Below are 26,073 nucleotides of genomic sequence, written 5' to 3'. Positions count from 1 at the left end.
CATACTATAATACGAAAAACAATTGTAGCAGTAAGGAGGATTTATGCTGGAAAAAATGAACACTCGGCGGTGGATCGCCGTGGGCGTCGCCGTGTTGATTTTGGGGATCAGCGCCATCTCGAGCGGCATCAGCGACAAGATCAACAGCGAAGCCCGCATGAAAAAAATGGAAGCGTCCCTTATGAATGCCGTAAACGGCATGAACGAAGAAGTCATCGAAGAAGGCGATTCCGCCAATCGCATCGCCGTGATCAGCGTGGAAGGCGCCATTATGAATGTGCCCCAAGCTTCTTTTCTCACCGAAAGCTACGACCACAAGGCCACATTGAACGCCTTGGACGACATCCTTCAAGACGACACCATTAAGGGCGTGCTCTTGAAAGTGAACTCCCCGGGCGGCGGCGTCTACGAAAGCGCCGAGCTCCACAAGCGGGTCAAAGCCATTGTGGACGCGAAAAAGCCCGTCTACGTGGCCATGGGAAACACCGCGGCCAGCGGAGGCTACTACATCTCCGCGCCGGCGACGAAAATTTACGCCGCCCCCTCCACCCTCACCGGCTCCATCGGCGTCATTATGGGTGGCACCAATCTTTCGGGCCTTATGGAAAAATTAGGCATCGCCAATCAAACCATTAAAAGTGCCGCCCACAAAGACATCGGCAGCAACACCCGCCCCATGACCGACGAAGAGCGGGCCATTTTGCAAAGCGTCGTCGACGATCTCTACGGCGAATTTCTGAACGTGGTCTCTCAGGGCCGCCACATGGACATGGCCACTCTGCGCCCCTTGGCCGACGGAAGCGTCTTTACGGGCAAGCAGGCCAAGCAAAAGGGCCTCGTGGACGAATTGGGCTATTCGGAGGATGCCCTCGCCGCGTTGAAAAAGGCCATTAAATGCGACAACCCCGAAGTCTTTAACTACACCAAGGGACTGGGCGACGGTTTCTTCGCCTCCCTCTTCAGCCAAAAGGCATCGGACAAGGAATTGGCGGCCAAGCTCGTGCTCGGCGCCCTGGCCGACAACGACCGGCCCATGTACCTCTACGGAGGTGAATAATGAAAGGTCAACACTACGATCCCTTCACCGAAAAGAAAAAAGGCCTCTTTCATCGCGAGAAAGAGGCCCCGGAAGAGACGAAAACAAATGCCAAGGCCATGGCCGAGGCACTGAACGAAAACGTGCACAAAGAGACTTCGGACGCGCCTGCCGATCGTGAGGCGGACATCCGAGATGAAGCGGAGCAAGAAGTTGAAGCAGAGAAAATGGTGACCGATACAGCCGCAAGGGAAGCAAAGATCGAAGACCCCGCGCCTATTTTTGAGCCGACGCGGGAGCAACAAACGGCCTTCGATCCCAAGCCTGTCAGGCGTCGTTACAGCCACCCGATTTCCGCCATGGTGGCGGCGGGCTTTTGGATTCGCACCGTGGCCTTTTTAATCGACGCCGTCGTGGCGAGCGCCTTTGCGGGCATCTTCGCATCGCCCATAAACGCCCTCTTCCTCGCGGAAGGGACCATGGCCGCCAAGGCCGTGAGCGGTTTCTTCTTCTACCTTTACTTCGTCCTCTCCACCTACTTCACTAACGGCCAAAGCCTCGGCAAAATGATCACGGGCATCCGGGTCATTCATCCCGAGGAGCCTCGCCTCTCTTGGACCACCGTGGTGATCCGCGAAGGCTTCTGCCGCCTGATCCAAACCACCTTCGTGCTGCTCTATGTCATCACCGCCTTTTCCGAGCGCAAGCGCAACCTCGGCGACTTCCTCTCGGACACCTATGTGGTGAAAGATAGCCTCTACGTCGTGGAGAAAAACGAAGGGGAACTCTTTTACGCCTACGAAAATTAAATCTGGGCATAATAAAACTGCGGTCAATCTAATCACGCCGCAGTTTTATGTTGCCCGAAAAAGTGGCATAAAAAAAGACCGCCTATTGGCGACCTTCTTTTTAATGGAGCTATCGACGGGACTTGAACCTGCGACCTCTACATTACCAATGTAGTGCTCTACCGGCTGAGCTACGATAGCACCTCAATACCTATATAATTATAGGCGAGGTTCCCTTTTCTGTCAAGGGCTATTTTACATTCTTTTTAATTTGCCTTTACTTCGCTTCTTTTCAGAGGACGCTTCTTCCGTTCCGTCCTTTTCCTCGTCGTAAAACTCGTCTCCGTTGTCCGTAAAGATCACCGTGTCGCCGGCGCAGAGGACGGTTTGGCCCGTGGGCACGAGAATGTTTTGATCCCGCTGCACCATGAGGATGAGCTCCGTGGGTTTAAAATGAATGTCCATAATGCGCTTGCCCTGCCAGGGATGGTTCTTGCGAATGGTGAATTCTTCCAAATTGCCGCCCACCTCGTCGAAGTGGCTCTTGCCTCCGATGACCACTACGTCGTCTTTTTCGAGAATCGTATCGCCGCGGGGGACGATGGTTTTGCCGTCTCGCACAAGTTTCGCCACGATAAAGTCGAAGGTCAGGTTTAAATCTTTCACCGACGTGCCGACCAGGTCATCGTCGTGGACATGGGTTTCCAAAAAGCCCACGTCGCTTCGGTCTTGGTAGTAGTTAAAGGTCTTGAGCACGGTGTCGTTGGGATCCAGCATGTCCATTTTTTTCACGACCCAAGGCAAGAGGGAGCCCTGGATCAAGCTGGAGGTAATGCACACGGCAAAGACGATGTGAAAGAGGTCCCCTACCAGAGGCGCGCCGCTGTTAATGACCATGATGGCAAAGGCGATGGCCGCCGCGCCGCGGAGCCCGGCCCAACAGAGCACGGCTTTTTGCTTCACTGTGGATTCGAAAAAGGCCATAATGCCGAAGACGGCCGCAGGGCGGGCCACAAATGTCATAAACAGGGTGACCGCAAGGCCCAAAGGCAGCCAGTGGACGAGAGCCGACAGATCGGATAGAAAGCCGATGAGGAAGAAGAGGCTGATCTGCATAATTTCCGTGAGGCCGTCGAAGAAAAAGACCACTTCCCGCTTGCCCATGTATTCCTGATTGCCGACGATGATGCCGAAAAGGTACACGGCCAAATAGCCGTTGCCGTCAAGGACGCCGGTGAGGGAATAGGTGCCCAAGGCCATGGCGAAGACGTAGATGGTAAAGAGCCCTTCTTTTCTGAAGTTCACGTGCTCCGTAATAAAGAAAAACACCTTTGTCATGAGAAAGCCGATGACCAGGGCGAAGCCGATCTGCTTGGCCACCAAGACGGGAATGGAAAGATCCGATCCCAAGAGGATGCTCAAAAAGATCATGGTCATGGTGTAGGCCGTCGGGTCATTGGAGCCGCTTTCCAGCTCCAAAAGGGGCGCCGAGCGGTACTTCAGGTTCAGATTTTTGCTCTGCAACACGGAGGAGACAGAGGCGTAGTCCGTGGAGCCCACCACGGAGCCGAAGAGCATGGATTCGATCATGGGAAATTTCAGCACGTAGTGGACGAAGAGGCCCGTCACCGCCGCCGTTATGACGACGCCCAATGAACTTAGTATGACGGCGGGCTTTAAGACGGGCATGCCCATTTCAAGTTTCGTACCGTAGCCCCCGTAAAACATAATGATAAACAGGGCGAAGGAGGCGTACTGCTCCATAAAGTCGTAATTTTCGAAATTCAGTCCCGCCCGACTCGCGCCGATCCCTAAGAGAAAAAACAGCAAGAGGGCGGGGATGCCGAATTTATGGGAAAAGCGAATGGCCATAAGGGCCAAAATAAACACGACGGAGACAAACAGCAACAACTGATTCACGACACACCTCTTTCAAACGCCAGCAAGGCGCGCTTCTTCTCGTCGCCGCCGGCGTAGTGGCCGACGGTGCCGTCTTTGTACACGACGCGGTGACAGGGGACGGCGATAATGTGGGGATTTTTCGAAAGAGCTACCCCCACAGCACGGGCCGCCCCGGGAGAGCCCACGGCCCGGGCGATGTCTCCGTAGCAGCGCGTCTCGCCAAAGGGAATTTTTTTCGTTTCGGCGTAGACTTTTTTCGCAAAGGCAGAGGACGCTTCTTTAAGGGGCAAATCGAAGGTTTTTCGCTTTCCCGAAAAATACGCCCGAAGGGCCTCCGCCGCTTCCTCGCATCGCCCATTTGGATTCGAGGGGCCTGCTTCTGCGGCGAATGTGAGGGAGAGAATCAGTCGATCCGTGGCTTCAATTTTGATCGCGCCCACAGGCGTGTCGATATAGGCAAAATAAACCGTCTCGTTTTTCGCTTTCATTTCTCTCCCCCTTTCCGTCCTATTATATCAGAGATCTTCCGAAAGGTCGGCGATGAAGAAATCCGTTTTGTTCCACAAAAAAATCGACAGGTTTCCCCGTCGATTCCCTATCTTCTTTAGCCGAAGAGCTTTTTCTTCAGTCGGGCGAAAAATCCCGGCGCCTCTTTCTCTTCGCTTTTTATAACCACGCTGTCCTTCTTCTTCGGCCCTGCGTCCTTTGCAAAGCGATCGGCTTCTTCGATTAAGTAGTTCTGCGCAATAAAGTTTTCCTTGTTTTCCACATGGGCGTAACGCTTCGAGGGCAAGAGCTCCCGCCGCTTCACGTCGTCTTTAAACATAATGTCCATAAAGTCCAGAATCCGCTTTTTAATGTCCGGATCCAGGATGGGCGCCGCCACTTCCACGCGCTTTCTGAGATTTCGCGTCATGAAATCCGCCGAGGAAATATACACCTCGGCCTCCTCGCCGCGACCGAATTGGTAGATGCGGTGGTGTTCCAAAAAGCGCCCCACGAGGGAGTAGACGGAGAGATTTTCCGTACGCTCGGGAATTTTCGGCACGATGCAGCTGATTCCCCGCACCATCATATCCACGGTGACTCCGGCATTGGAAGCTTCGGAGATCTTGTCGATCATTTGTCTGTCGGAGATGGAATTCATCTTCAGGCGCACATAGCCTTCGCCCCCGGCCTTTACCTTTTCGATTTCTCTGTCGATGGCTGCTTCCACGCCTTCGGGCAGAGTCTTCGGGCTCACCCACAAATGGTCGTAGGTGCCGTTTAATTCCCCGATGAGGAAATTGTCGAAGAGGCGATTTACGTCCCTGCCGATGCCCTGATGGGCGGTCATAAGGGCGAAGTCCGTGTAGAGCTTCGCCGTCTTTTCGTTGTAATTGCCCGTGGCGATTTGCGCCATGTAGACGGGCTTGTTATCCATAACCCGGGTGATTAACAAAACTTTCGAGTGGCATTTAAATTTGTTAAAGCCGTAGATCACGCGGCAGCCGGCTTTTTCCAAATTCGACGACCAGAGAATGTTGTTTTCTTCGTCGAATCGGGCGCGAAGTTCCATTAAGACCAAGACGTCTTTTCCGTTTTCCGCCGCTTCCATGAGCTTTTCCGCCACCAGAGAATTTTTTGCGATGCGGTACAAGGTGATTTTAATGGACACCACCGTGGGATCCTTGGCCGCTTCATCCAAAAGGCGAATGATGGGATCCATGGATTCGTAGGGATAGGACAGAAGAATGTCTTTCGCTTCGATTTGCGCCATCATGGGTTTTTTCTCGTCCACGTAGCGGCTGTTTTTCGGTTCGAACGGCGCATCCACGCTCTCCGGCCCCATTAAGGGCTCAAGCGCGTCCACCAGGCCGAAGAGGTAGCCCAGGCGCACCGGGCTCGTCGTGACGAAGACGCGGCTTTCATCCAGAGAGAGCTTGTCTAAAAGTATATCCAGCACCCCTTGAGTCGGCATGCGGTTCAGCTCCAGGCGCACGGGCACGAGGCGCTTTCTCTTTTTCAGCATCTTCTTCATGTGGGAACGATAGTCTTCGGCAAATTCGTAGTCCTCGTCGTCCCAGTCGATGTCGGCGTTTCGCGTCACGCTCATAATGTAGCTGTCTTCGATGTCGTAAGATTCGAAGAGCATGGCGCCGTATTTTTCGATGACCTTCTCCAGGAGAATGTATTTGTTCTTGTCCAGGCGAATGGTTCGATTTAAATTGGGCGGCACCTGAATCACCCCGATGGAGCGCACATCGTCGTCGCCTTTCTTTCTGAGGCGGTAGACGATGACGATGCCCAAATTGGGAATGTGCGGGAAGGGATGGGTCAGGTCCACGATTTGGTAATTTAAGTAAGGGCTGATGGTGTTTTCGAAGTAGGGCAAGAGGATTTTTTCCTCGTGCTCCGTCATTTCTTCACTTTCGATGGCATAAAAGCCTCGAGCGCGGCATTGGTCTCTTAAATCCTCGTAGACGTAATCCTTTTTTTGGTACAAAATCCGCACCTGCTCCATGATGGCGGCGAGCTGCTCGTCCTGATCCATGTCGGATTTATTGTCGATGACCCGCTTGTGGAGCATGGAAAGGTCGGTGAGAGAGCCGACCCGCACCATGAAAAATTCGTCTAAATTTGAATCGAAGATGGACAGAAATTTCATCCGCTCCAGAAGGGGCACCTGCCCGTCCTGTGCTTCGTCCAATACCCGCTCGTTAAAGCGCAACCAGGATAATTCGCGATTTTGAGTGAAAGAAATGTCATGCATTATTAGCCTCCTATGATTCGGCTGATAACGTACCCCTCCCGGATCCCCGTCTGGGCGACGGCGATTTTTTCCACGTGAAAATACTTGGCGATTCGATAAAGAATCGAAAGACCGGGCAGCAATGTATGGATACGGTCTGCTTTTACCTTTAAAATAATTCCCATTTTTTCTTTATCTTCAATGTCCAGCAAATGCTTCATCAGGGTCTTCAAATCGTCGGTGTTCATCTCGTCGTTGTCCGGATGCTCGTCGAAAAGGGTGTTGTACATTTTAAGCGTCGCCCGGGCACTGCCGCCGACGGCGCAGAGGATGGGATATTTGCCCCGCTCGATAGCCTGAGCGTTTAAGAGAAATTTCAGCCGCTCGTCCATGGCCTTGCGCTCGTCGTTGGTTAAAAACAAGCCGTCCACGTAGTCGCGGAACACGGACAAGGACCCGATGTCCAATGAGGCCGAATCCACCACCCGCCCCTCGCGAAAGAGCACGATCTCCGTGGAGCCGCCGCCGATGTCTGCGAGGACGCCGTCTTCGTGGCCCGAAATCGTCCCTTCGGCGCCGACAAAAGCCAGGTGAGCTTCCTCCTCGCCGCTTAGTATTTCGATGTCCATGTCCAGGGCCTCTTTCACCCGCAGGAGCACCTCGTCGGAATTGTTGATGTTTCGTATGGACGCCGTGGCGATGGCGTGGGTGTAGTGAATGTCGCCCAGCTGATCCAAGATAAAGGCGAAGTGGCCCAAAGTCTCGATGAGCGCGCGAATCCCTTCTTCCGTGAGACATCCGTCTTTTCGGTAGCCGGCCAAGCCGACCGTTTGCTTTTCATTGAATAGATTTTGCGCCACGCCGTCTTCCACGCGGAAGACCGACAGGCGCACGGTATTTGAACCGATGTCGATGACGCCGTGCATCATGCACCCCCTTTTTATTGTAACGGTGAATTGTTTTGTCTTTGTAAAATTTAATTTAAGCCTGTGTTCGGATCGGCGATGTAGCGGGCGATGTAATCTTCGTAATTCATCTTGGCGTCTCTGAAACTTCCGTCTTCCTTGATCTCAATGATGCGATTGGCGATGGAGGAGATAAATTGATGGTCGTGGGAAGTAAAGAGCAGATTCCCCTTAAAGTCCATGAGCCCGTTGTTCACCGCTTCGATGCTCTCAAGATCCAGGTGATTGGTGGGTTGGTCGAAGATCAGCACATTGGCGGGATCGATCATCATTTTGGAAAACATCATCCGCACCCGCTCGCCCCCGGAGAGCACGTCGGCTTTTTTCAGGGCTTCGTCCCCGGAAAAGAGCATGCGGCCCAAAAGGGAGCGCATGACGATTTCCGACTGGTCTTCGCTATAATCTCTCAGCCAGTCGATTAAGTTTTTGTCCACGCCGTCGAAAAAGGCGTTGTTGTCCCTGGGGAAGTAGCGCATGGTAATGGTTTGGCCCCATTTAAATTCGCCGCTGAAATCGTCGCTGTGGCCCGTTAAAATTTCGAAGAGGCGAGTAATGGCCACTTCGTTTCCGATAAAGGCCACCTTGTCGTCCTTGTCCAGGCGGAAGGACAGGTCCTTAAAGAGCAAGCTGCCGTCAAGTTCCGAAGAAAGATTTTCCACGGTGAGAATTTCATTGCCCACTTCCCGGGACAAAGTAAAACCGACGAAGGGGTAGCGGCGGGAAGAGGGGCGGATTTCCGTCAAGTCGATTTTATCCAAGAGCTTCTTGCGGCTCGTGGCTTGGCGGGATTTGGATTTGTTGGCGCTGAAGCGGGCGATGAAGTTTTGCAGCTCTTTAATCTTTTCTTCCTTCTTTTTGTTTTGTTCCTTAATCAGCTTCGCCGCCAATTGCCCGGATTCGTACCAGAAATCGTAGTTCCCCGTCACCATATTGATCTTGCCGAAGTCGATGTCCACCATATGGGTACAGACATTGTTCAGGAAGTGGCGGTCGTGGCTCACGATGATGACGATGCCTTCAAAATCCGCCAAAAAATCCTCCAGCCACATGACCGCCCGCACGTCCAGCCCGTTGGTGGGCTCGTCCAAGAGAAGAATCTCCGGATTGCCGAACAAGGCTTGGGCCAAGAGCACCTTCACCTTTTCCGATTCCCGGAGCTCATACATCATCCGGTCGTGTTTTTCCAGATCGATCCCCAAGCCCTGCAAGAGGCGGGAGGCGTCGGCTTCCGCTTCGTAGCCGTTCATTTCCGCAAAGCGCGCTTCCAGCTCACCGGCGCGAATGCCGTCTTCGTCGGAAAAGTCCGGCTTCATGTAAATGGCGTCCTTTTCCTTTTGAATGGCGTAAAGCTCCTCGTTTCCCTGAATTACCGTGTCCATGACCGTGAACTCTTCATAGGCGTAGTGGTCTTGCTTTAATTTCGATAAGCGTTCATTCTTGTCCTTGGACACGTGGCCCGTGGAGGGCTCCTTTTCGCCGGAAAGAATCTTTAAAAACGTGGATTTCCCCGCGCCGTTGGCGCCGATGACGCCGTAGCAATTGCCCCGTTGAAAGAGCAAGTTTACGTCGTCGAACAATTTCTTATCGGGAAAAATTACACTTACATCTGTTACTTGTAACATCATTCACCTTCTCATTCTTCATTCTAGTTGCACATATTGTACCACGAAACGGCCCCGCCTGAGGATAACGCCGCGCCCATCTTGCAATTGAAAATGTTTGCCGCATCCCGCCGAGGCGACTTGTGCTATAATGAGAGAAAAGGTCTAATGAAGGACAAGAAAGAGAGCACTATGAAATTTACAGATCAGAACAACTACACCCTCTTGGCGGATTTCTATGAATTCACCATGGGCAACGGTTACTTTGAAAACGGTATGCAAGACGAAATCGTGCATTTCGATATGTTTTTCCGCGCTGCACCGGACGATGCCAGCTACGTTATTTTAAGCGGCTTGGAACAACTCATCGAATACTTGGAAAACTTGAGCTTCGACGACGAAGACATCGCCTTTTTGCGCTCCAAAGGCATGTTCAGCGAGGAATTTTTAGACTACCTGGCGAATTTCGAATTTGCCTGCGACGTGCGCGCCATTCCCGAAGGCACCGTCGTCTTCCCCTCGGAGCCCTTGGTCACCGTAAGAGGCCCAGCCATTCAGGCCCAATTGGTGGAAACCATGGTGCTTCTCACCATCAACCACCAAACTTTAATCACAACCAAGGCCAATCGCATCTGTAAGGCCGCCGGCGGACGGGCCGTCACCGAATTCGGCTCCCGCCGCGCCCAAGGTTACAGCGGTGCCAATCTGGGCGCCCGCGCCGCCTACATCGGCGGATGCAACGGCAGCGCCAACACCTTGGCCGAACAACTCTACGGCGTCCCCGCCCTGGGCACCATGGCCCACAGCTGGGTCCAAATGTTCGACGAAGAAATCGACGCCTTCAGAGCCTACGCCAAAGTCTATCCCGACAGCTGCTTCCTCTTGATCGACACCTACGACGTGCTGGATCAAGGACTCCCCAACGCCATTCAGGTCTTTAAAGAACTGCGCGAAGCCGGCCACGAAGGCCGTGGCGTTCGCATCGACTCCGGCGACATCGCCTATCTGAGCAAGCAGTGCCGAAAAATTTTAGACGACGCGGGCTTCCCCGACGTCACCATTATGGCATCCAACTCCCTGGACGAATACGTCATCGAAGACTTGTTGAAACAAGGCGCCCAAGTGGATTCCTTCGGCGTCGGCGAGCGACTGATTACGTCCAAGAGCCACCCCGTCTTCGGCGGCGTGTACAAACTCGTGGCCACGGAAGCTGACGGCGTCATCAAGCCCACCATTAAAATTTCCGAGAACGTGACGAAAATCACCACCCCCGGCGTCAAAGACATCTACCGCTTCTACGACAAAGATCAGGGCAAAGCCATCGCCGACGTCCTCACCGTAAAAGGCGAAGAAATCCCCGAAGACGGCTACGAAATCTTCCATCCCCTCTTTACCTGGAAGCGCAAGACACTGAAAAACTACGAAGTGCGCTCCCTTTTGGAAGACATCTACATCGGCGGCAAACTCGTTTACGAAAGCCCGAGCCTGGAAGCCATTCGCGAAAAAGTGCAGCGGGAACTGAACAGCCTCTGGGACGAAGTGAAACGACTCAATACCCCGCAGGAATACATCGTGGACTTGAGCCCCGAGCTTTGGAAGATGAAGGACGAACTTTTAAAGAAGCACAACTCCAATTAAAAAGAAGGCACCGATGTGCCTTCTTTTTAATTGGGCAAAGCGCCGCTTTTCCATTTCTTTTTTCTACTTCGCTGAGAATTTATTCTCCCATGGCTTAGGAACTCCAAGGCGGGCGCCAGCCATATAAATGCGTAGCCAACTGATAGACGTGTTGCTTTCTATTCTGCTTAAAATACCATTCCCGCACGGTTTTGAGACCCGGGGAAGGGGCCAGGGCGTTGCGATTCGCCCTCTGCCCCTTCCCCGGGGCCCCATCCCCATCCACCCACAAACGCCTTTTAGCAGTGCGAAGCCCTGACGGGCTTCGATTTGTATTGGTCCGTGTCGCGGAAGAAAAATTTTTAGTAGGGCAAATCTACTTTTTGAAAGGGATAGAAAAAAATAATTATAATACTTCTTCCCATTCTTTTTCTTTAAACCCAACGAGTACTCCGTCATCAAAAATAAGAAGTGGTCTTTTCACCAACATCCCGTCGGTAGACAGTAACTCATATTGTTCTTCTTCGCTCATGTCTTTCAGCTTATCTTTAAGCCCGAGTTCCCGATACTTCATGCCGCTGGTGTTGAAGAATCGTTTCAGGGGCAGGCCGCTTTTTTCGTGCCATGCTTTCAATTCCTCTGCCGTGGGATTGTCTTCCACGATGTGGCGTTCGGTGTAATCGACGCCCCGTTCGTCGAGCCATTTCTTTGCACGTTTACAGGTGGTGCATTTAGGATAATGGATAAATAACATATTTTCTCCTTTCATCGACTCGTGTCGTTAGTGTCGTTCAAATCGCTTTTTATTCACGACCGTTATTCCGAGGCCCACAAGCAACAGGGCCATGGCGGCGAGGAGGATGGGCCGCGTTCCTTCTTTTTCCAATAAAATGCCGGCAGCTGTGGTTCCCGCCATAATGGCGAAGTTAAATGCCATGGACTGCACGGCATTGGCCACGGCCACGCCTTCAGTGACCTGCCGTGCCGTGGCCGTTTGAAACATGCTGCTCATGGCGCCGAAGCCCAGGCCCCAGAGGACGAAGGCGGCGTGAAATAAAATCACGGATCCGCCGAAGCAGAAGGCGGCCATGGTGGCTGCGCCGGAAAGGTAGAGGGCCACAAACATGCCGTACAACCGGCGGTCGATGAAGATCATGGAAAGAATCACGGCCAAAATCGATCCCGCGCCGAAGAAAAGTTGCGCCACGGCTACGCCCGGGTAGTTCACTTCCGCCACCAGATTTGTCACGTAGGTGTAGACGCCGTAATTGGCGCCGACAGCCAAAAAGGTGAGGGCGATCATGATCAGCACGCCCGGATTTTGAAGCATGGACAGAGGCGAATTGCCCTTGCTCCGCGTCTCCCCCGCCACTTTCGGAAGCGCCGCCCGCGAAGCCGCAGCAATGACCGCCGGCGCGACGGCCAAAACGAAAAAGGACGCACGATAGCTGAATTTGGTGCCGATCCAGGTCATCAGGGGCAGCCCCAAACTCATGCCCACGGTAATGCCCGACATAATAATGGCCACGGCCCGCCCCTGATCGCCCTCGTCCACCAGGGCCATGCCGTAGGCCGTGATCATGGGCCAGAGGGTGCCGGCGCAAATGCCGCCTAAAAAGCGGCCCGCCATGGCCACTTCGTAATTCGGTGCCAGGGCCACAATGCCGTTAGCCACGGCAAAGCCGAGCAAGAGAATGACAAGTAGACGCCGCCGCTCAAAGGGCACCGTCCACGCCACGAGGGGCAAGCCGAAAATCGCCGAGGCGATGGCGTAAGATCCCACCAAGCCCCCGGCCTTTGCCGTGCTCACGCCGAAAGCCTCGCTCATTTGCGGCAAAACCCCGGAGGGCACGAGCTCACAGAGAATGGCCAAAAGTGTCACCGTGGCCATGAGGAGCAATAGGGGCGCGTTCTTTTTACTGTTTCTTGTATTTTCCAAAACGACCTCCAAATACTTTAGTCTGCCCTATTCTATCAAAAGATCGCCGAAGACGGAATTTTTCCCGCAAAAAAAGAGCCTGTCAAAGGCCCTTTTCAGTGATTTTCTTTTTGATTTAAGGAGCAGCAGTCCAGAGGTGCGTCCCCAAAGGCTTTCTTATTTTCGTCGGCCAATTTATCTAAGAACTGTTGCCATTTGTTCTTAATCGCTTCGGTAAATTTCATTCTTTCGCCTCCTCGACGAACCCTCAGTTTCTTACGTTCATTTAATTCATACCAATTGAGCCTATATTCCAATCGCGCGACCGAAAAAAACATTGTATTTTCAGAAAAATAGGACCCCGAAAGGTCCTTTTGGAGTAACCTAGGCCAAGTGGCGTTCTTCTTCTAAACCGACCCGCTCGTCCATTTTCATTCGAATCTTCTCGTATCGTTTCAGGTGCACCTCGTGGCTGAAATTGGTCATAAGCAAATCATAGGAGGAATCGAAGTAATTTTTTACACCTGCTTTGGCGCTCGCTCCGGCCATCATGTAAATAAAGTAGAGCCCCTGCAGAATGGCCCGCGTCACCAATGGATCGCCGGCGGAATAGAAAATAATTTGACTGAAAACCGAGTAAAGCTCGTCTTCCACGGAATAGCTTTGGTAAATGATCTTCGTATCCCCGTCTTCTTGTAAGACGATAAACTGATTGGCCGTGGAGAGGAGTTTGCCGAGGAGCGTGGAAATTTTATTGATACAGGCCACCGCCGTGTTCGGGTCCTTCGTCCCCGGACTCAGGGCCAAGACGGAAATCTCCGTGAGAATCACCAGGCCGTGATGGTAGTCGTCTTGAATATTTTTAAAAATATTAATCACCATGGCCCCGCCGACGACATCGATCAGTTCTTCGATCTCGTCTCCGCTGAGATTCTTTCCGCCGAAAAGCTTCAACACACCCACAGACTCCCCTTCCGTGGCGTATTCGCCGATTCGTTTTTTAATGGTAAATTCGGCCTTGATCCCGTCCAGCGCCTTTAAAATCGCCTCGGTTTGAATGTCGTAAAGGTACCCTGTCGTCGCGGCCAACACGGGAAACTCCTTCGCGTCCTTGTCGTCCTCGTAGCGCTTCGCACGTTCTCGACGGGCCACCTCCCCATCGATCAAGGCGTCGCAATCCGTGTACACCCCTTCGATAATGTTCGATATTTTGATGTTTTCAAGCACCTGCTTCGCAAAGACGATAAAGCCGATCATGGCCACAATGGCATAGGCGATGGCGAAACTCCCCGCCATGACGTGGTCCTCCGCCGCCACATTTTGGAGCAGAAGAATGCTGATGATCGAATAGAAAAAGCCGCTGATGAAAATGCCGAAGAGGCCCAACACATCGGTGCGGTCGATAAAGGTTTGGAGCATGCGCGGGGACACGCTGCTGCTGTATTTGTTCAGCACCGTGACGATGGTGGTAAAAGAAAAAATACTGATGGTCAGAAAGACGCCGGAAATATTGGAGAGAAAATCCATGGTTACATCCGCGGACAAAAGCAATTGATCCGGCACACGGGCCTTCAGCTCGGGGTACCCATGGTCGAAAACCCACGTCAAAAGGAGAAGTGCCATCGTCAATGCCACATATTTCATCATCTTAAACAAGTTCTTTTCGTTAATAAACCATAATTTGATTTTCGCTCCCATGGACCGTCCTTTCTCTACATCGTCGACCTATTTAGTAAACAGTTTATCATTTTTCCGAGGTAGAGAAAAATGATATAAAAAGAAAATCGTTTCTTTACATACACAGGGATCACATTAAAGCAAAACCCCGCCGATCATAAAACCTGCGGGGCTTCATTTATATTCTCTTCTGATTCTTTCTTACAACTTTTCTCTCTTTCGCGAGAAGCCGCCGAGGGCGATGGCCATCGTCATGAGGAAGGCGCCGGCGACGGCAAAGAACACGGTGCCGGGCCCGGCGGCTTCGGGGAAGACGCTGTGCTCGTTGACGATATTATAAGGCTTGTAGTTTGTGCCGTATTTCGGCGTCCAAGCTTCGCCGATTTTTTCTTCTTCATAGAGTGTCGCCAGAACATTCTGCGGATCCTTTTCGTCGATTTCTTCAACCATTCGCCCCTCTTTGGCGGAATCCGCGGGAATGGTGTAGCGCAATCGAATCGGTGCATCAAGCGCCCGGTAACCCATCGGGGCCATATCTTCGGTCAGCTCATAGGTTCCCGCCGGCCAATTCGACGGAATAATAATCTTGAGTCCGGTTTCGCCCGTTTCTCCGATTTTTTCATAATCTTTGGACAAATCGAAGGTAAAGGTATCCGTATATTCCTTCTTCACTTCATCAAAGGGAACAGAAGTAAGTCGCAGGATCAATTTCCCTTTTTCAACGCGCTCTTCGGTGCCGTCGGCCTTCTTGCCCAGCTTGTTTACATAGAAGACAAGATTCGGCAGATTGTAAATATCCGCGCCGCTTTTGCCGGGGACCGAATTTCCGTCTTTGTCCTTAACCATGAAAGCGACTAGTTTACCCTCTTTGTCCATGACCTTGAGGTCTTGCACCTCGCCGGTTTTTTCCGACACGGTAAAGGTGGCCACCGGCGTGGTGATTTTCCTATAGCCCTTCGGTGTGGTAACTTCCATAAGCCGATACTCTCCGGGCTCCAGTTTTTCAAAATGGATTTTTTGACGCTCGATCTCGATCTCTTTTGTACCGGATTCCGGCTCGGTAATCTCTACTTTTTCTTTAACGGTTTCCGTCGATTGATTCGTATAACTATCTCTGACATCGACCCACTGTTCTTTCGGCTCGGTACCGTCTTCGGTGCCGCCGGGTGTGGTTTCGTCGCCGGGTGTCACTCCTGCAGTGGGATTGTCTTCCTCCACATGCTTCTTTTGCAAGGTGAATTTTGCACCGGCGAGGGGTTTGCCGTCGCCGTCCACCTTGTAGAAATCCACTTCATTGGGCGCGTTGGTCACCTTCAGCAGTTCGTGCTTTTGGTTCACGATGGTGTAGTGATGGGTGGGCTTTTTGGTTCCGTCCGGCTGTGCCTTCTCTTCATAATCGTAAAGATAAGACACGTCGAAGCCGGGAAGGGGTTCTTCTTTGACCCGGTAGACGATTTCTGCGGCTTCGCCGGTGGTTTTGTCGATTTGGCTCGTGGGCAGATCCGTAAAACTGCCCTTCCAACTCGGTCCGCCGACGGTTAGTTCCGTCGGCTTACCTTCGCCGACAAGGGTTTGGAGTTCGTCTCCCTCAATGGGCTCTTGCGTACCGTCGCCCTTAAGGCGATAGGCCAACAGCTTTACTTTCACGGGGACCTGATCATCCGTCGTCGTTCCGGCGCCCCACTGAATGGTTGCCTCCACGTCTGTCTTTATGACTTGGGGCTCCATTTGAGCGCCGATGTAGAAGGTTTGTTTCAAAGAATCGTCGTCTTGAATCAAATTCGTCTTCGTCTTGAACAGGGCGTCGTGGTACTCCGTCGCCTTGTATTCAATTGGCTTCCCGTCATTGTCGTAATAGGGCAAAAGCTTTTTGAAGGATGAACGCTCGTAGGGGCTTTCCATTCGCTGGCCCACGCCGATCTTGGTCTCCTTATCGTCGGAATAGGCGGTATCCGAATACACGAGAACTTGCGAGCTCTTTCGCTTCGATTCGGCCAAGGGATTTTTCGGTGCCGTCGGCGAATTGGTGCCCGTCTCAGGGAAATCGGCAAAGCTTTTATTGTCCGCGTCCGTATTTCCGTACCAGTACTTCGTTACCTCCGTTTCCCAACCGGGGATCCTTAATTGAGGAATGGGCATGGGGGAGGTTTTATCCGCTTTCGTGCCGTCGGGATTTGTCCACGAAACCTTCAGGCCCGTGGTATTGGCGTCGTTAATGTTTTCAAAAACATTGAATTTCGCCGTACTCGCCTGGGAATTAGCCTTCACGTAGTAGGAAAATTCCAGAGGCTTATTCGAAGTCATTGTGAAATTCGATTTCGTCAACGATCCCGTGGCCTCGTCATAGCTTATCTCTGCCGCGGCCATGGATGTATCAGAGGGTTCTTCTCGCCAAAGGACATTGTCCGCCAGGCGAATGCGCAGATCCAATGTGTCGCTGCTTCCGGAGCCGGATGTGATGTTCTCGGCAATGGCGTTTATGGCATTGTCGTAGGCGGCTTCCATGGACGTATCATCTACCTGATTCCAATATTGGTCTTTATCCGGCCAATACTTTTTTGTCTTTTGCAAAAAATGAATCTTGGAGGGATCCGGCAAACCATTGTCCTTGTAGTCCTTCGATTGAATAAAGTAATTATCATAATCCGACGGATCCAATTCCACGAGCCAGTCGACATTTGCGATTTTTTGTATCTTGGCGAAAGTACGTCTCGCATCTGTGGATCGGCCCTCATCCCACCACCATAAATATTTTTGACTGACCGTAGGAAATCCTTGTAGATGGAAAAATACTTTCTTCTTAGCTTTGGATCCATTTAAAACATCATAAGCTTTTTGCATAGCCTGAGACAAGCCCGCTCGGCCAAAGAATCCCGTAAAATCCCACCTCGGCAGAGGATCATTTCTATTCGCTTCCACTGTCGGATGCATGTTCAAGTTATTATTAATCGCATCATTTATGTCCGCGCTTGTGTAGGGATTGTTGAAAAGATAAGGCTCGTTTAAATCACGCCCGCCGGCGCCCAACAAAGTGACCTTGGCGTGGGGGTATTTTGTTTTGATTTGATTGAGCAATTCGGTCAAACGACCATCCTGAACGACATTACCCCTGTTGTCTTTTACGCCTCGGAAATAATAGTCCACCCAATCGTACATGGTCGGGTAGGGCTCGAGCGTTCCTCCCACAATGCCCGCCCACTGGACGCGGTCAATTTTATCACCTGCCCGAGTGGATATAAGATTTCTCTGAGCAAATGCCGATGCATTGTCCATCAAAATAACCAGTTCCATGGTCTCGGGCATTTTTTCCACTTTCACATTGACCTTGTATTGGCCGGGGGTGGATCCGTCCGGCGTCATGGTCTGTGTGATTTTATAGTCGGCTTTGCCGTCGCCGTCTACATCTACTTCCTGAATGTTATTCGGCCACTTGGTCTGATCCACTTCCTGCGGATTATTGTATTGATATTTCCCGCCGCCTGCCGAACGCAGAGGCATCGCCGACGCCGGCGCATTCGTTTTTGCAAAGCGGGCCGTCAATTTCGACAGGGGGCTTGAGGGAAGTCCCGCAGGGCCACGGGAGCGAAGCAGTGTCGCATTTTCCGTTCCGCGGCTTTGGGCCACGGGCGCTTCCTTCGCGCCCGGTTCGGCTTTCGTCACCGTGGTAACGACGCCCTTAATGTCCGGATGGTTCGGATCGAGGGCTTCTTCTTTTACCTCTACCGTCCAGGTCGTATCTCGCAAAAGATAGCCCGGCGCCGGTTTGGTTTCCTTTAATTGGTATTTGCCTAAAGGCAGGCCGGAGAAGGTGAGATCGCCGTTTTCATCCGTGGTTTTCACTACGGCTTTTGACGTGTCCGGCGTGCCGTCCTCTTTCAATGGCGTTAAGGTAAATTCCGCGCCTTTCAGAGGCTTTTTGTCTTTTTCATTTTCTGCATTGTCGGTCTTGTGGATGGAGAAGCGACCTTCCATGCGGCCGTTGACCAATTTGCCGTCGGCCGGATCCATCTTGATGATTTCTCCGTCTTCGTTTACGGAAAAAACGGACATGGGTATGGGATTTCCGTCTTTATCTTTGGGAATTTCGTAGCCTTCCGGTGCCTTGGTTTCATACAATTTATATGAACCCGGGGCCAAGCCTGAATCGGAGAGGCGGCCGTCGCGATCGGAACGCAGGCCGTTTTTGACATCGGCTTCATTCGCGCCGTCGACGCGTACCAGTTTAAATTCCGCCCCTTCCAGGGGAATGCCCGATTCGTTGACCTTGGTCCACTCGATGGAATTTTTCGCATTGGACACTTTCACCGACGCATTAAACTCGACGCCCGTGGCCGTGGCCTCGTGCTCGTAAAATTTCATGTAGGTTTGCGCGGCGGCCCAATCGTAATCGTAGTAGCTGTAATTGTAATACCGACTCCAATAGCCGTTGTGATAGCCATAAAGCTTGGCCACCATGCCCAAATCCTCCGTAGACGAGGGGTCGTAGCCCGTGGTCACCTTGACGATATAAGCTCTGTCTCCGCTTGCCAGTTTATCGCCCAAGTCGATGGTAATTTTTCCGCTGTTGCCGTCGATTTGCGGATTCAATCCCGCAACCGGCGTCAGATTGTCGGGAACAAGGCCCCAAGAAGGAACCATGGTATTGGTGCTTCCGCTTCCTCCGTCATAAACTTTTACATCGGTTAAGGCATTGACCAAGACGGAGCCTTTCCCCGTAATTTCTAATTTTGATTTCTTCAACGAATTGGTCAATGGATTGACGTAGATATAGGTGGTGGCGGTTTTCTTGTCGGGATTATAAATAGAATACATGGTCCCGATATTGGAGCCGCCGGTTCGTTGGGGATAGTAATAGGGCTTGTAAAATACTTGGAAGTTCGAACTCGAAGCTGTCTTGCCTTTTAGTCCGTAGGTAAGTGTCACGTTCTTCGTCTCTTGCGGCACCTTCACCTTGTCGATGAACAGCACCGTGTGAAGCTTAATTTCATTGGCCTTAAATGTCTTCATTAAATTGGTAAAGGTGTAGGTGATGGTGCGGGTTTCGGGATCGAATTTGCCTTCGGCCAATTTGCCGCCGTTTGCGAAAATATCCAGCCCCTGTTCCGCCGAGCGAACCAAGCCGTAGGTGTCCACATTGTCCGACAACTGAACCGTAAACGTGTCGCCGGGGACGATGGCTTCGCCGTCAGTCGGCACCTTAATCACCGAATCCACGGTTAGGGATTCCGCCTGATTGGGGTAAATGGTGTTGACGCCATTCTCCACATGGGGCGGATTCCACGTAACCGAATCCAAGGTAAGGCGACTCGTTACATCTTTTCCACCGACATAGGGCACGTCGGAATCTTTTCCCAACATGACGTGGATTTCTTTTTTGCTCACCACGTAGCCTTCCGGTGCGGAAACTTCTTTAAGAATGTATTCGCCGTAAGCCAGATTTGAAAATACCGTCTTCCCTTCTGTATCTGTCTCGGTCGATGTACGGCTTCCGGCGGCATCGCTGTCCACCGGCCCCGCGAGTTGGAAGATGGCGCCTGGCAGCGGATTTCCGTTTTCATCGACCTTATTGACGGTAAGGTTTGCCTCCCCTTGCGGAATACTTTCGATTAGGGGAAACACCAAATTTTGGCTGCCTGACGGAGAAAAGGCCACGCTTTTCTTTCCATCGCCGTCGGCCGTGACCGTGATGGTGGTGTAGACCTTGGTGGAATCGATGGAGTATTTCTCCTTAGCCGCGTCTGTTGAAACTTGGGGCGTGGCTTTTAAGGTGTAGGTGCCCACGTCCAAAGCCGCCGCATCGAAAAGCTCTTTATTTTCCGAATAGACTAAATTGCCTGCGCTGTTTGAATTAAAGTAGCCCTGAATGTTCGCTTCTCCCTCTTTATAGAGACGAAAGGCGATGCCTTCAGCCGGACGATTATTCGTATCTTTCGCCGTCATCGACACCGCGTCGGTCGGCGGGGGCGTCGGCGGCGCCTCTTTGCTTTCAAGAACGATGTTCGTGCTGCTATACGTCACCCTCCCATTGGTAATATTAAATTGAATAAGTGATTCATTGGGATCTATATTATACTTCGACCAATCGCCTAATTGATTCGATGCCACCACGTCGTAATTGCCTTGGTAAAATCCTGCATTTTCTAGAGCGATTTTCTGATATTTATTGTTTACGTAAAGCAATAGGGTCCCGTTTTCAGCTTTGCCGTAATAGTATACACCGGAATATGTCTTGCTTTTTAAAGTGAAATATACATTGTTGACTGCACGCCCATTCTGATCTTTCACCGTAAAATACGTGCCGACGGATTGACCCACCGGCGGCGTGTAGTAATCATCCGGCGAAAGTTCAGGCGTTGTATCAAAAAATGTCTCGGAAGATTGACTCGCCGAGGGGATGTAGAAATCGTCGGAAGACTCGGCTACAGGCGGCACGTAATAATCCTCTTCAGAATCGGCAAAGGACACGGATTGAAAAAGGGGCATAACAAATGAAAGGACCATGCCTATTGCCAGCAACAGGGCCCATCTACGTTTTCGATCGTCTTTCTTCATGAACTTCATGGCAACTCCTCCGGAGGCACGTTTCTCCACGGGTTATAACGGACAAGGGCGTATGATTTTGTCCTTCCCTTTACAAAGGAAAGCAAATCATAGAAATTATTCATTTGTGAATGGAATTTAAATTATCTTATTATAATTTTAATCTTCTCTACCCCCCCCCTGTCAATTTTTAATTCTCTCTTCCCCGCTATTTTTCGCCCTTTCTCAACAATTTATTTCGTAAAACAGACTTTGAATCTTTCGCCTTTTTCACTGTTCTTTTTTTAAGCGGAATCGATTATAATCGGAGCCATAAGGAGGGGCCTATGGACGAGAAAAGAAAGCTCAAATTCACCTTTTACTCATTTGCGTTTTTGCTCATCTTCGGCATGGTCGGCTACAAAATTCTGCTGGATGTGGATTTCATCGACGCCTTTTACATGACCGTGATCACCATTTCCACGGTGGGCTTCGGCGAGATCGGCACCACCAGCGATGCGTCCGAAATGTTTTCGGTCCTGATGATTTTTTTAGGCGTGGGCATTGTGGGCTATGCCTTTTCCACGGTGGTGGCCATGTTCGTCGAAGGGAAAGTGGGAGATTTGTGGAAGGGAAGTAAAATGGACAGAAAAATTTCCGCGCTCAATGATCACTACATTATTTGCGGCTCCGGCGAATTGGCCGAGGTCATCATCAATAAATTTATTCACGAAGAAATGGCCTTCGTCGTCATTACCGACAATCGAGAAGACCTGGACGATTACAGTCACCACGACATTTTGGTCGTGGAAGGCCATTCCACGGAAGAAAGCGTGCTGGAACACGCCGGCATCGAGCGGGCCAAGGGGCTTTTGGCGACGCTGGATTCCGAGGTGGACAATATCGTCACCGTGCTCACGGCGCGAAACATGAACAAAGACATTTACATTATCGCCAATTCCGTGAGTAAATCGGGCAACGACAAATTATTAAAGGTGGGCGCAAACAAAACCCTCTCCGCCGTAGAAATCAGCGGCAAGCGCATGGCATCGCTCATGATCAAGCCCAACATCATTAATTTCCTCGACGTGGTTACCCGCATCGGCGACGTGGAGCTGGATCTGGAGGAAGTGGCGGTCTTCCCGGGCTCCTACCTGGAAAACAAAAATTTAATCGAAGCGGAGATCCCCAGAAAAACAGGCCTCGTGGTCTTGGCCATTAAGAAAAAGGAAGACGGAAAGATGCTCTTCAATCCGCCGGTGGACTACACCTTTCAAATCGGCGACGTGCTCATCGTCTTGGGGCGGGAAGAACAGATCGACAAGTTGCGCCACTTAGGCGACGAAATAAAAGATGAAATGAAAAATGAAGGAAAATAATTTCAGGCGACCGCAAAAGGTCGCCTGTTTCCGTTTCTATGTAAAATTCGGTACCGAATTTCTTTTCTTTCCGCTTACAAAACTCCATTTTCAGCTGTTTTCCATTGCACCCTAATCCGCTCATTATTCCGCATTATTTCCCTTTTATGCTTGTTAAATTAAAATTTAATCCGACAATGTCGTCAAATTCGTTTACTAAAGTAAAACGTTATATTATAATTGGAATGGTAGATAGGAATCCTCGGATCCCATGCACGCATATGATTTTTTTAAGGAGGAGAACATGATTAACAAAAAGGTACGACTACTGTCGGTCCTCATCGCCTGCGTCATGTTGCTCGCAGCTTGTGGCGGCGGCGCAGCAAACAACGGCGCAAACAAGAAGGCTGAAGGCCAAGCGGCTTCCGGCGAATCCGACGGAACAAAGATTTTACGCACCAACAACAAGTCTGAACCGGGCACTTTGGACCCGGCCATCGCAAAGGGTACCCACGAATCTTTCGTCCTTTTCCACGCATTTGAAGGTTTGATGCGCTACGACGAAAACGATAAGCTCGTTCCCGCACAAGCTGAATCTTACGAAGTATCCGACGACGGCATGACCTACACCTTCAAGCTGCGCGACGGCTTGAAATGGTCCAACGGCGATCCGTTGACTGCCAAGGATTTCGAATATGCGTGGAAACGCGTCATCGATCCGAAGTTGGCTTCGGACTATTCTTTCCAACTCACCACTTATGTTAAGGGTGCGGAAGAATACTTTAACGGCAAAGGCTCCATCGACGATGTGGGCATTAAGGCGTTGGACGACAAGACTCTTGAAGTTCAATTGAAGGCTCCGACCCCCTACTTCTTGGACATCACCGCGTTCTATACCTTGCTTCCTGTCGACGAAAAGGTCGTCAGTGCCAATCCCGACTGGGCAAAAGATCCCCAAAGCACGGAATTTGTCTCCAACGGCGCCTTCAAGATTACGGAATGGAACCACAAAGAAAACATCAAGATGGTTAAGAACGACAATTACGTTGATGCCGATAAGGTAAAATTAGACGGCCTTCAATTCGATATTTTGGAAGACGATAACACGGCTTACCAAAAATACGAAGGCGGCGAATACGATGTACTCGTTCAACCGGCACCGGCTGTTACGGCAAAGGCTGTTCAATCCAAGGATCCCGAACTTGAATTAGGTAAGGACCTGGGTGTTTACTACTTCGAATTCAACACCACGAAGAAACCCTTTAACAATGCCAATGTTCGCAAGGCGCTCTCCATGGCCCTCGACCGCAAGACCATTGTTGAAAACATCACCCAAGGCGGTCAAATGCCGGCTGAAGGAATCATTCCTTACGGCTTGAACGACGATGCAGGCAAAGACTTCCGCGAAGCCAACGGCAATCTCATTACTGAAGATGCTGCAAAGGCAAAAGAACTTCTGGAAAAAGGCCTGAAAGAAGAAGGCATGACCATGGACGACTTAAAGAACTGCACCCTTTCGTACAATACGGATGAAGCGCACAAGAAGATCGCCCAAGCATTGCAAGAAATGTGGAAGCAAAAACTCGGCATCGAATTAAATCTCGAAAACATGGAATTCCAAGTTTTACTGGACAACCGCAAGGCCGGTAACTTTGAAATCGCTCGTGCCGGTTGGATGGGCGACTACAAAGACCCGATGACCATGCTCGATCTGTTCATGACCGACAATCCGCAAAACGACTCCAGATGGTCGAACAAGGAATTTGACGCCCTCTTGAAGAAGGCATCATTCACCGGCGATCAAAAGGTTCGTATGGACAGCATGAAGGCTGCAGAAAAGATCATGATGGAAGAAATGCCCGTCATCCCCGTTTACTTCTATACGCAACCCAGATTGCAAAAGCCCAATGTCACCGGCGTTTATAAACCGCTTCTCGCTTATCCGAGATTTATCTACGCAGATATCGAAGCGAAATAATAAACCCAAGATCAATTAAATGACAGGGATAATAATAGAGAGAACCGAAAGCTGGTTCTCTCTATTGTTCATCTCGGTTCCATTTTATGCAAAACGGAAAGGACGCACGATGAAAAAATTTGTGTTGAAGCGATTGCTCATGGCAATTGTCACAATGTGGGTCATCATCACCATTACATTTGTGATCATGCACGCCGTGCCGGGCGATCCCTTCGCGCGAGAAGGAAAAATGCCGGAACAGGTGTATCAAAACTTGCGCGCACAATATGGTTTGGATAAGCCCCTCGGCGAGCAATACGTTATTTACTTAAAGAACATTATGAAAGGCGACTTCGGCAAATCCATGAAGTCTCAGGCCGAAACGGTCAATCAAATGATTAAGCGCGGCGCACCCGTGTCGGCGCAAATCGGTTTGCAGGCCTTTATTATCTCCATGATTTTGGGCCCGGCCCTGGGAAGCATCGCCGCTTTGTACCAGAATAAGCTGCCCGATTACATCACCATGATTATTGCCATCATCGGCATTTCGGTGCCGAGCTTTATTTTTGCCACGCTGCTGGTTCAGTTCGTGGCCAAGCAGGTGGCGTGGCTGCCCATCAGCGGCTGGGGCACCTTCAAGCACTCCATCCTGCCCTCGCTCTCACTGGCCCTCATGCCCATTGCGGCCAGCGCGCGGCTGATGCGCTCGTCCATGCTGGAAGTGTTAGGGCAAGACTACATTCGCACCGCCCGCTCCAAGGGCCTGTCGAAGTTTAAAGTCATTATGGGACATGCCGTACGAAACGCCATTTTGCCCGTCGTCTCCACTTTGGGCACCACCCTTTCGGGCCTTTTGACCGGTTCGTTCGTTATTGAAAAAATCTTCGGGGTTCCCGGCTTGGGCAACTTCTTGATCTCCTCGGTGACCAACCGGGACTACACCCTGATTATGGGCACGACGATCTTTTATTCCATCGTCCTGATCATTCTGCTCTTGATCGTAGACATCCTCTATGTCATCATCGATCCCAGGATTCAATTGACGGGAGGGAAGCGATGAAAAACGAAACGACTTTTAATCCCATCGATCCCTCGCTCTTTACCCCGGCTCGAAAAGACGACAATGCCGAGCGCATTACCCGGCCGGTCATCGGCTACTGGTCCGATGTGTTCCGCCGCCTGCGCCAAAACAAATTGGCCATGGTGGGCTTGATCACGATTATTCTGCTTTTGATCATGGCCTTCGTGGGACCTGCCATCGTGGGCTTCGACTACTCCACCCAAGATTACACCAGGCTCAATATGGAGCCCAATAGCGTGAATCTTTTCGGCACCGACGAATTGGGCCGCGACCTCTTTACCCGGGTCTGCTACGGGATTCGCTACTCCCTCTTGATCGGGATCTTGGCCGCCGCCATGGACTTTGTCGTCGGCGTCACCTACGGCGGCGTCGCCGGCATGGCCTCCGCCCGCGTGGACAACATTATGATGCGGATTGCGGAAGTGGTCTACGCCATTCCCTATTTGCTCATCGTCATCCTGATCTCGGTTATGCTCTCCAACGATCAGGGCGCCAGCCTATTTACCCTGGTTCTCGCCATGAGTATTACGGGCTGGGTGCCCATGGCCATTATGGTCCGCGGCCAGGTGCTGCAACTTCGCGAAAACGAATACGTCACCGCCGCCCGCTCCCTCGGTGCGGACAAGGGCTACATTTTAAAGAAACACATCATCCCCAACACCCTGGGCCCCATCCTCGTTAATATCACCCTCACCGTGCCCCGCGCCATTTTCTCGGAAGCCACCCTGAGCTTCATGAGCTTGGGTCTGCAGCCGCCCCAACCCTCCTTGGGCGTGCTCTCCAACGACGGCCTCGGGGTCATGGGCATCGGCCTCTTTTATCAAATCTTCTTCCCGGCTCTCATGATCTCTCTTATCATGTTCTCTTTTAATGTGCTGGGCGACGGTTTGAGAGACGCCCTGGACCCGAGACTTAGAAAGTAG

General features: G+C 51.3%; 17 protein-coding genes and 1 tRNA gene. 7 read left to right on the top strand and 11 right to left on the bottom strand.

Features of this window, described 5'->3' with window-relative positions; translation table 11 throughout:
- Window positions 1-43 precede the first annotated feature (43 nt).
- Both sppA and DG046_RS03645 read left to right on the top strand, forming a co-directional pair.
- Window positions 44-1,057, top strand: a complete 1,014-nt coding sequence (sppA, locus tag DG046_RS03650) for a signal peptide peptidase SppA (RefSeq protein WP_108831224.1) — start codon at window positions 44-46, stop codon at window positions 1,055-1,057.
- A complete protein-coding gene (locus DG046_RS03645; protein ID WP_108831223.1) occupies window positions 1,057-1,845 on the top strand; it encodes an RDD family protein in 789 nt (262 codons plus the stop codon). The genes sppA and DG046_RS03645 overlap by 1 nt, the downstream gene beginning before the upstream one ends.
- Window positions 1,846-1,949: 104 nt before the next feature.
- Here the strand turns inward: DG046_RS03645 and DG046_RS03640 are convergent.
- The 6 genes from DG046_RS03640 to DG046_RS03615 form a co-directional block, all read right to left on the bottom strand.
- Window positions 1,950-2,025 (bottom strand) — tRNA-Thr (locus DG046_RS03640).
- 54 nt (window positions 2,026-2,079) lie between these two features.
- On the bottom strand, window positions 2,080-3,744 hold the full coding sequence (locus DG046_RS03635; RefSeq protein WP_255419579.1) for a potassium/proton antiporter: 1,665 nt from the start codon (window positions 3,742-3,744) through the stop codon (window positions 2,080-2,082).
- Entirely contained in the window at window positions 3,741-4,214 is a 474-nt protein-coding gene (locus DG046_RS03630; protein WP_108831222.1) for a methylated-DNA--[protein]-cysteine S-methyltransferase, read from the bottom strand. The genes DG046_RS03635 and DG046_RS03630 overlap by 4 nt, the downstream gene beginning before the upstream one ends.
- Before the next feature lie 116 nt (window positions 4,215-4,330).
- Entirely contained in the window at window positions 4,331-6,478 is a 2,148-nt protein-coding gene (gene ppk1, locus DG046_RS03625; protein ID WP_108831221.1) for a polyphosphate kinase 1, read from the bottom strand.
- A gap of 2 nt (window positions 6,479-6,480) precedes the next feature.
- Window positions 6,481-7,386 carry a Ppx/GppA phosphatase family protein gene (locus tag DG046_RS03620; protein WP_108831220.1) on the bottom strand — a complete coding sequence of 302 codons (906 nt, stop codon included), beginning with the start codon at window positions 7,384-7,386 and terminating at the stop codon, window positions 6,481-6,483.
- 47 nt (window positions 7,387-7,433) lie between these two features.
- Window positions 7,434-9,044 carry an ABC-F family ATP-binding cassette domain-containing protein gene (locus DG046_RS03615; RefSeq protein WP_108831219.1) on the bottom strand — a complete coding sequence of 537 codons (1,611 nt, stop codon included), beginning with the start codon at window positions 9,042-9,044 and terminating at the stop codon, window positions 7,434-7,436.
- Window positions 9,045-9,215: 171 nt separating this feature from the next.
- On the opposite strand from DG046_RS03615, the gene DG046_RS03610 reads away from it, so the two are divergent.
- The gene (locus tag DG046_RS03610; RefSeq protein WP_108831268.1) at window positions 9,216-10,661 is read left to right on the top strand and encodes a nicotinate phosphoribosyltransferase; all 1,446 of its coding nucleotides are present in this window, start codon (window positions 9,216-9,218) and stop codon (window positions 10,659-10,661) included.
- 385 nt (window positions 10,662-11,046) lie between these two features.
- Here the strand turns inward: DG046_RS03610 and DG046_RS03605 are convergent, their stop codons facing one another.
- The 5 genes from DG046_RS03605 to DG046_RS03590 form a co-directional block, all read right to left on the bottom strand.
- Window positions 11,047-11,394 carry an arsenate reductase family protein gene (locus tag DG046_RS03605; RefSeq protein ID WP_108831218.1) on the bottom strand — a complete coding sequence of 116 codons (348 nt, stop codon included), beginning with the start codon at window positions 11,392-11,394 and terminating at the stop codon, window positions 11,047-11,049.
- A gap of 27 nt (window positions 11,395-11,421) precedes the next feature.
- The gene (locus DG046_RS03600) at window positions 11,422-12,579 is read right to left on the bottom strand and encodes an MFS transporter (RefSeq protein ID WP_199909578.1); all 1,158 of its coding nucleotides are present in this window, start codon (window positions 12,577-12,579) and stop codon (window positions 11,422-11,424) included.
- A gap of 95 nt (window positions 12,580-12,674) precedes the next feature.
- Window positions 12,675-12,803, bottom strand: a complete 129-nt coding sequence (locus tag DG046_RS09915) for an LDCC motif putative metal-binding protein (RefSeq protein WP_255419578.1) — start codon at window positions 12,801-12,803, stop codon at window positions 12,675-12,677.
- A gap of 139 nt (window positions 12,804-12,942) precedes the next feature.
- Entirely contained in the window at window positions 12,943-14,256 is a 1,314-nt protein-coding gene (locus DG046_RS03595) for a DUF2254 family protein (RefSeq protein ID WP_108831217.1), read from the bottom strand.
- A 180-nt stretch (window positions 14,257-14,436) separates the two neighbouring features.
- Window positions 14,437-20,796, bottom strand: a complete 6,360-nt coding sequence (locus DG046_RS03590; protein WP_108831216.1) for a SpaA isopeptide-forming pilin-related protein — start codon at window positions 20,794-20,796, stop codon at window positions 14,437-14,439.
- Window positions 20,797-21,101: 305 nt separating this feature from the next.
- On the opposite strand from DG046_RS03590, the gene DG046_RS03585 reads away from it, so the two are divergent.
- The 4 genes from DG046_RS03585 to DG046_RS03570 all read left to right on the top strand — a co-directional run bounded on the left by DG046_RS03585 (window position 21,102) and on the right by DG046_RS03570 (window position 26,073).
- Entirely contained in the window at window positions 21,102-22,133 is a 1,032-nt protein-coding gene (locus DG046_RS03585; RefSeq protein WP_108831215.1) for a potassium channel family protein, read from the top strand.
- A gap of 283 nt (window positions 22,134-22,416) precedes the next feature.
- The gene (locus DG046_RS03580; RefSeq protein ID WP_108831214.1) at window positions 22,417-24,090 is read left to right on the top strand and encodes a peptide ABC transporter substrate-binding protein; all 1,674 of its coding nucleotides are present in this window, start codon (window positions 22,417-22,419) and stop codon (window positions 24,088-24,090) included.
- A gap of 109 nt (window positions 24,091-24,199) precedes the next feature.
- Entirely contained in the window at window positions 24,200-25,129 is a 930-nt protein-coding gene (locus DG046_RS03575; protein ID WP_108831213.1) for an ABC transporter permease, read from the top strand.
- Window positions 25,126-26,073, top strand: coding sequence for an ABC transporter permease (locus DG046_RS03570; RefSeq protein WP_108831212.1), 948 nt, complete (start codon window positions 25,126-25,128; stop codon window positions 26,071-26,073). The genes DG046_RS03575 and DG046_RS03570 overlap by 4 nt, the downstream gene beginning before the upstream one ends.

Source organism: Aedoeadaptatus coli (assembly GCF_900343085.1).
GTDB lineage: Bacteria > Bacillota > Clostridia > Tissierellales > Peptoniphilaceae > Aedoeadaptatus > Aedoeadaptatus coli.
Note: the sequence above shows the minus strand (reverse complement) of the source record. Positions and strands in the feature narration are given on the sequence as shown.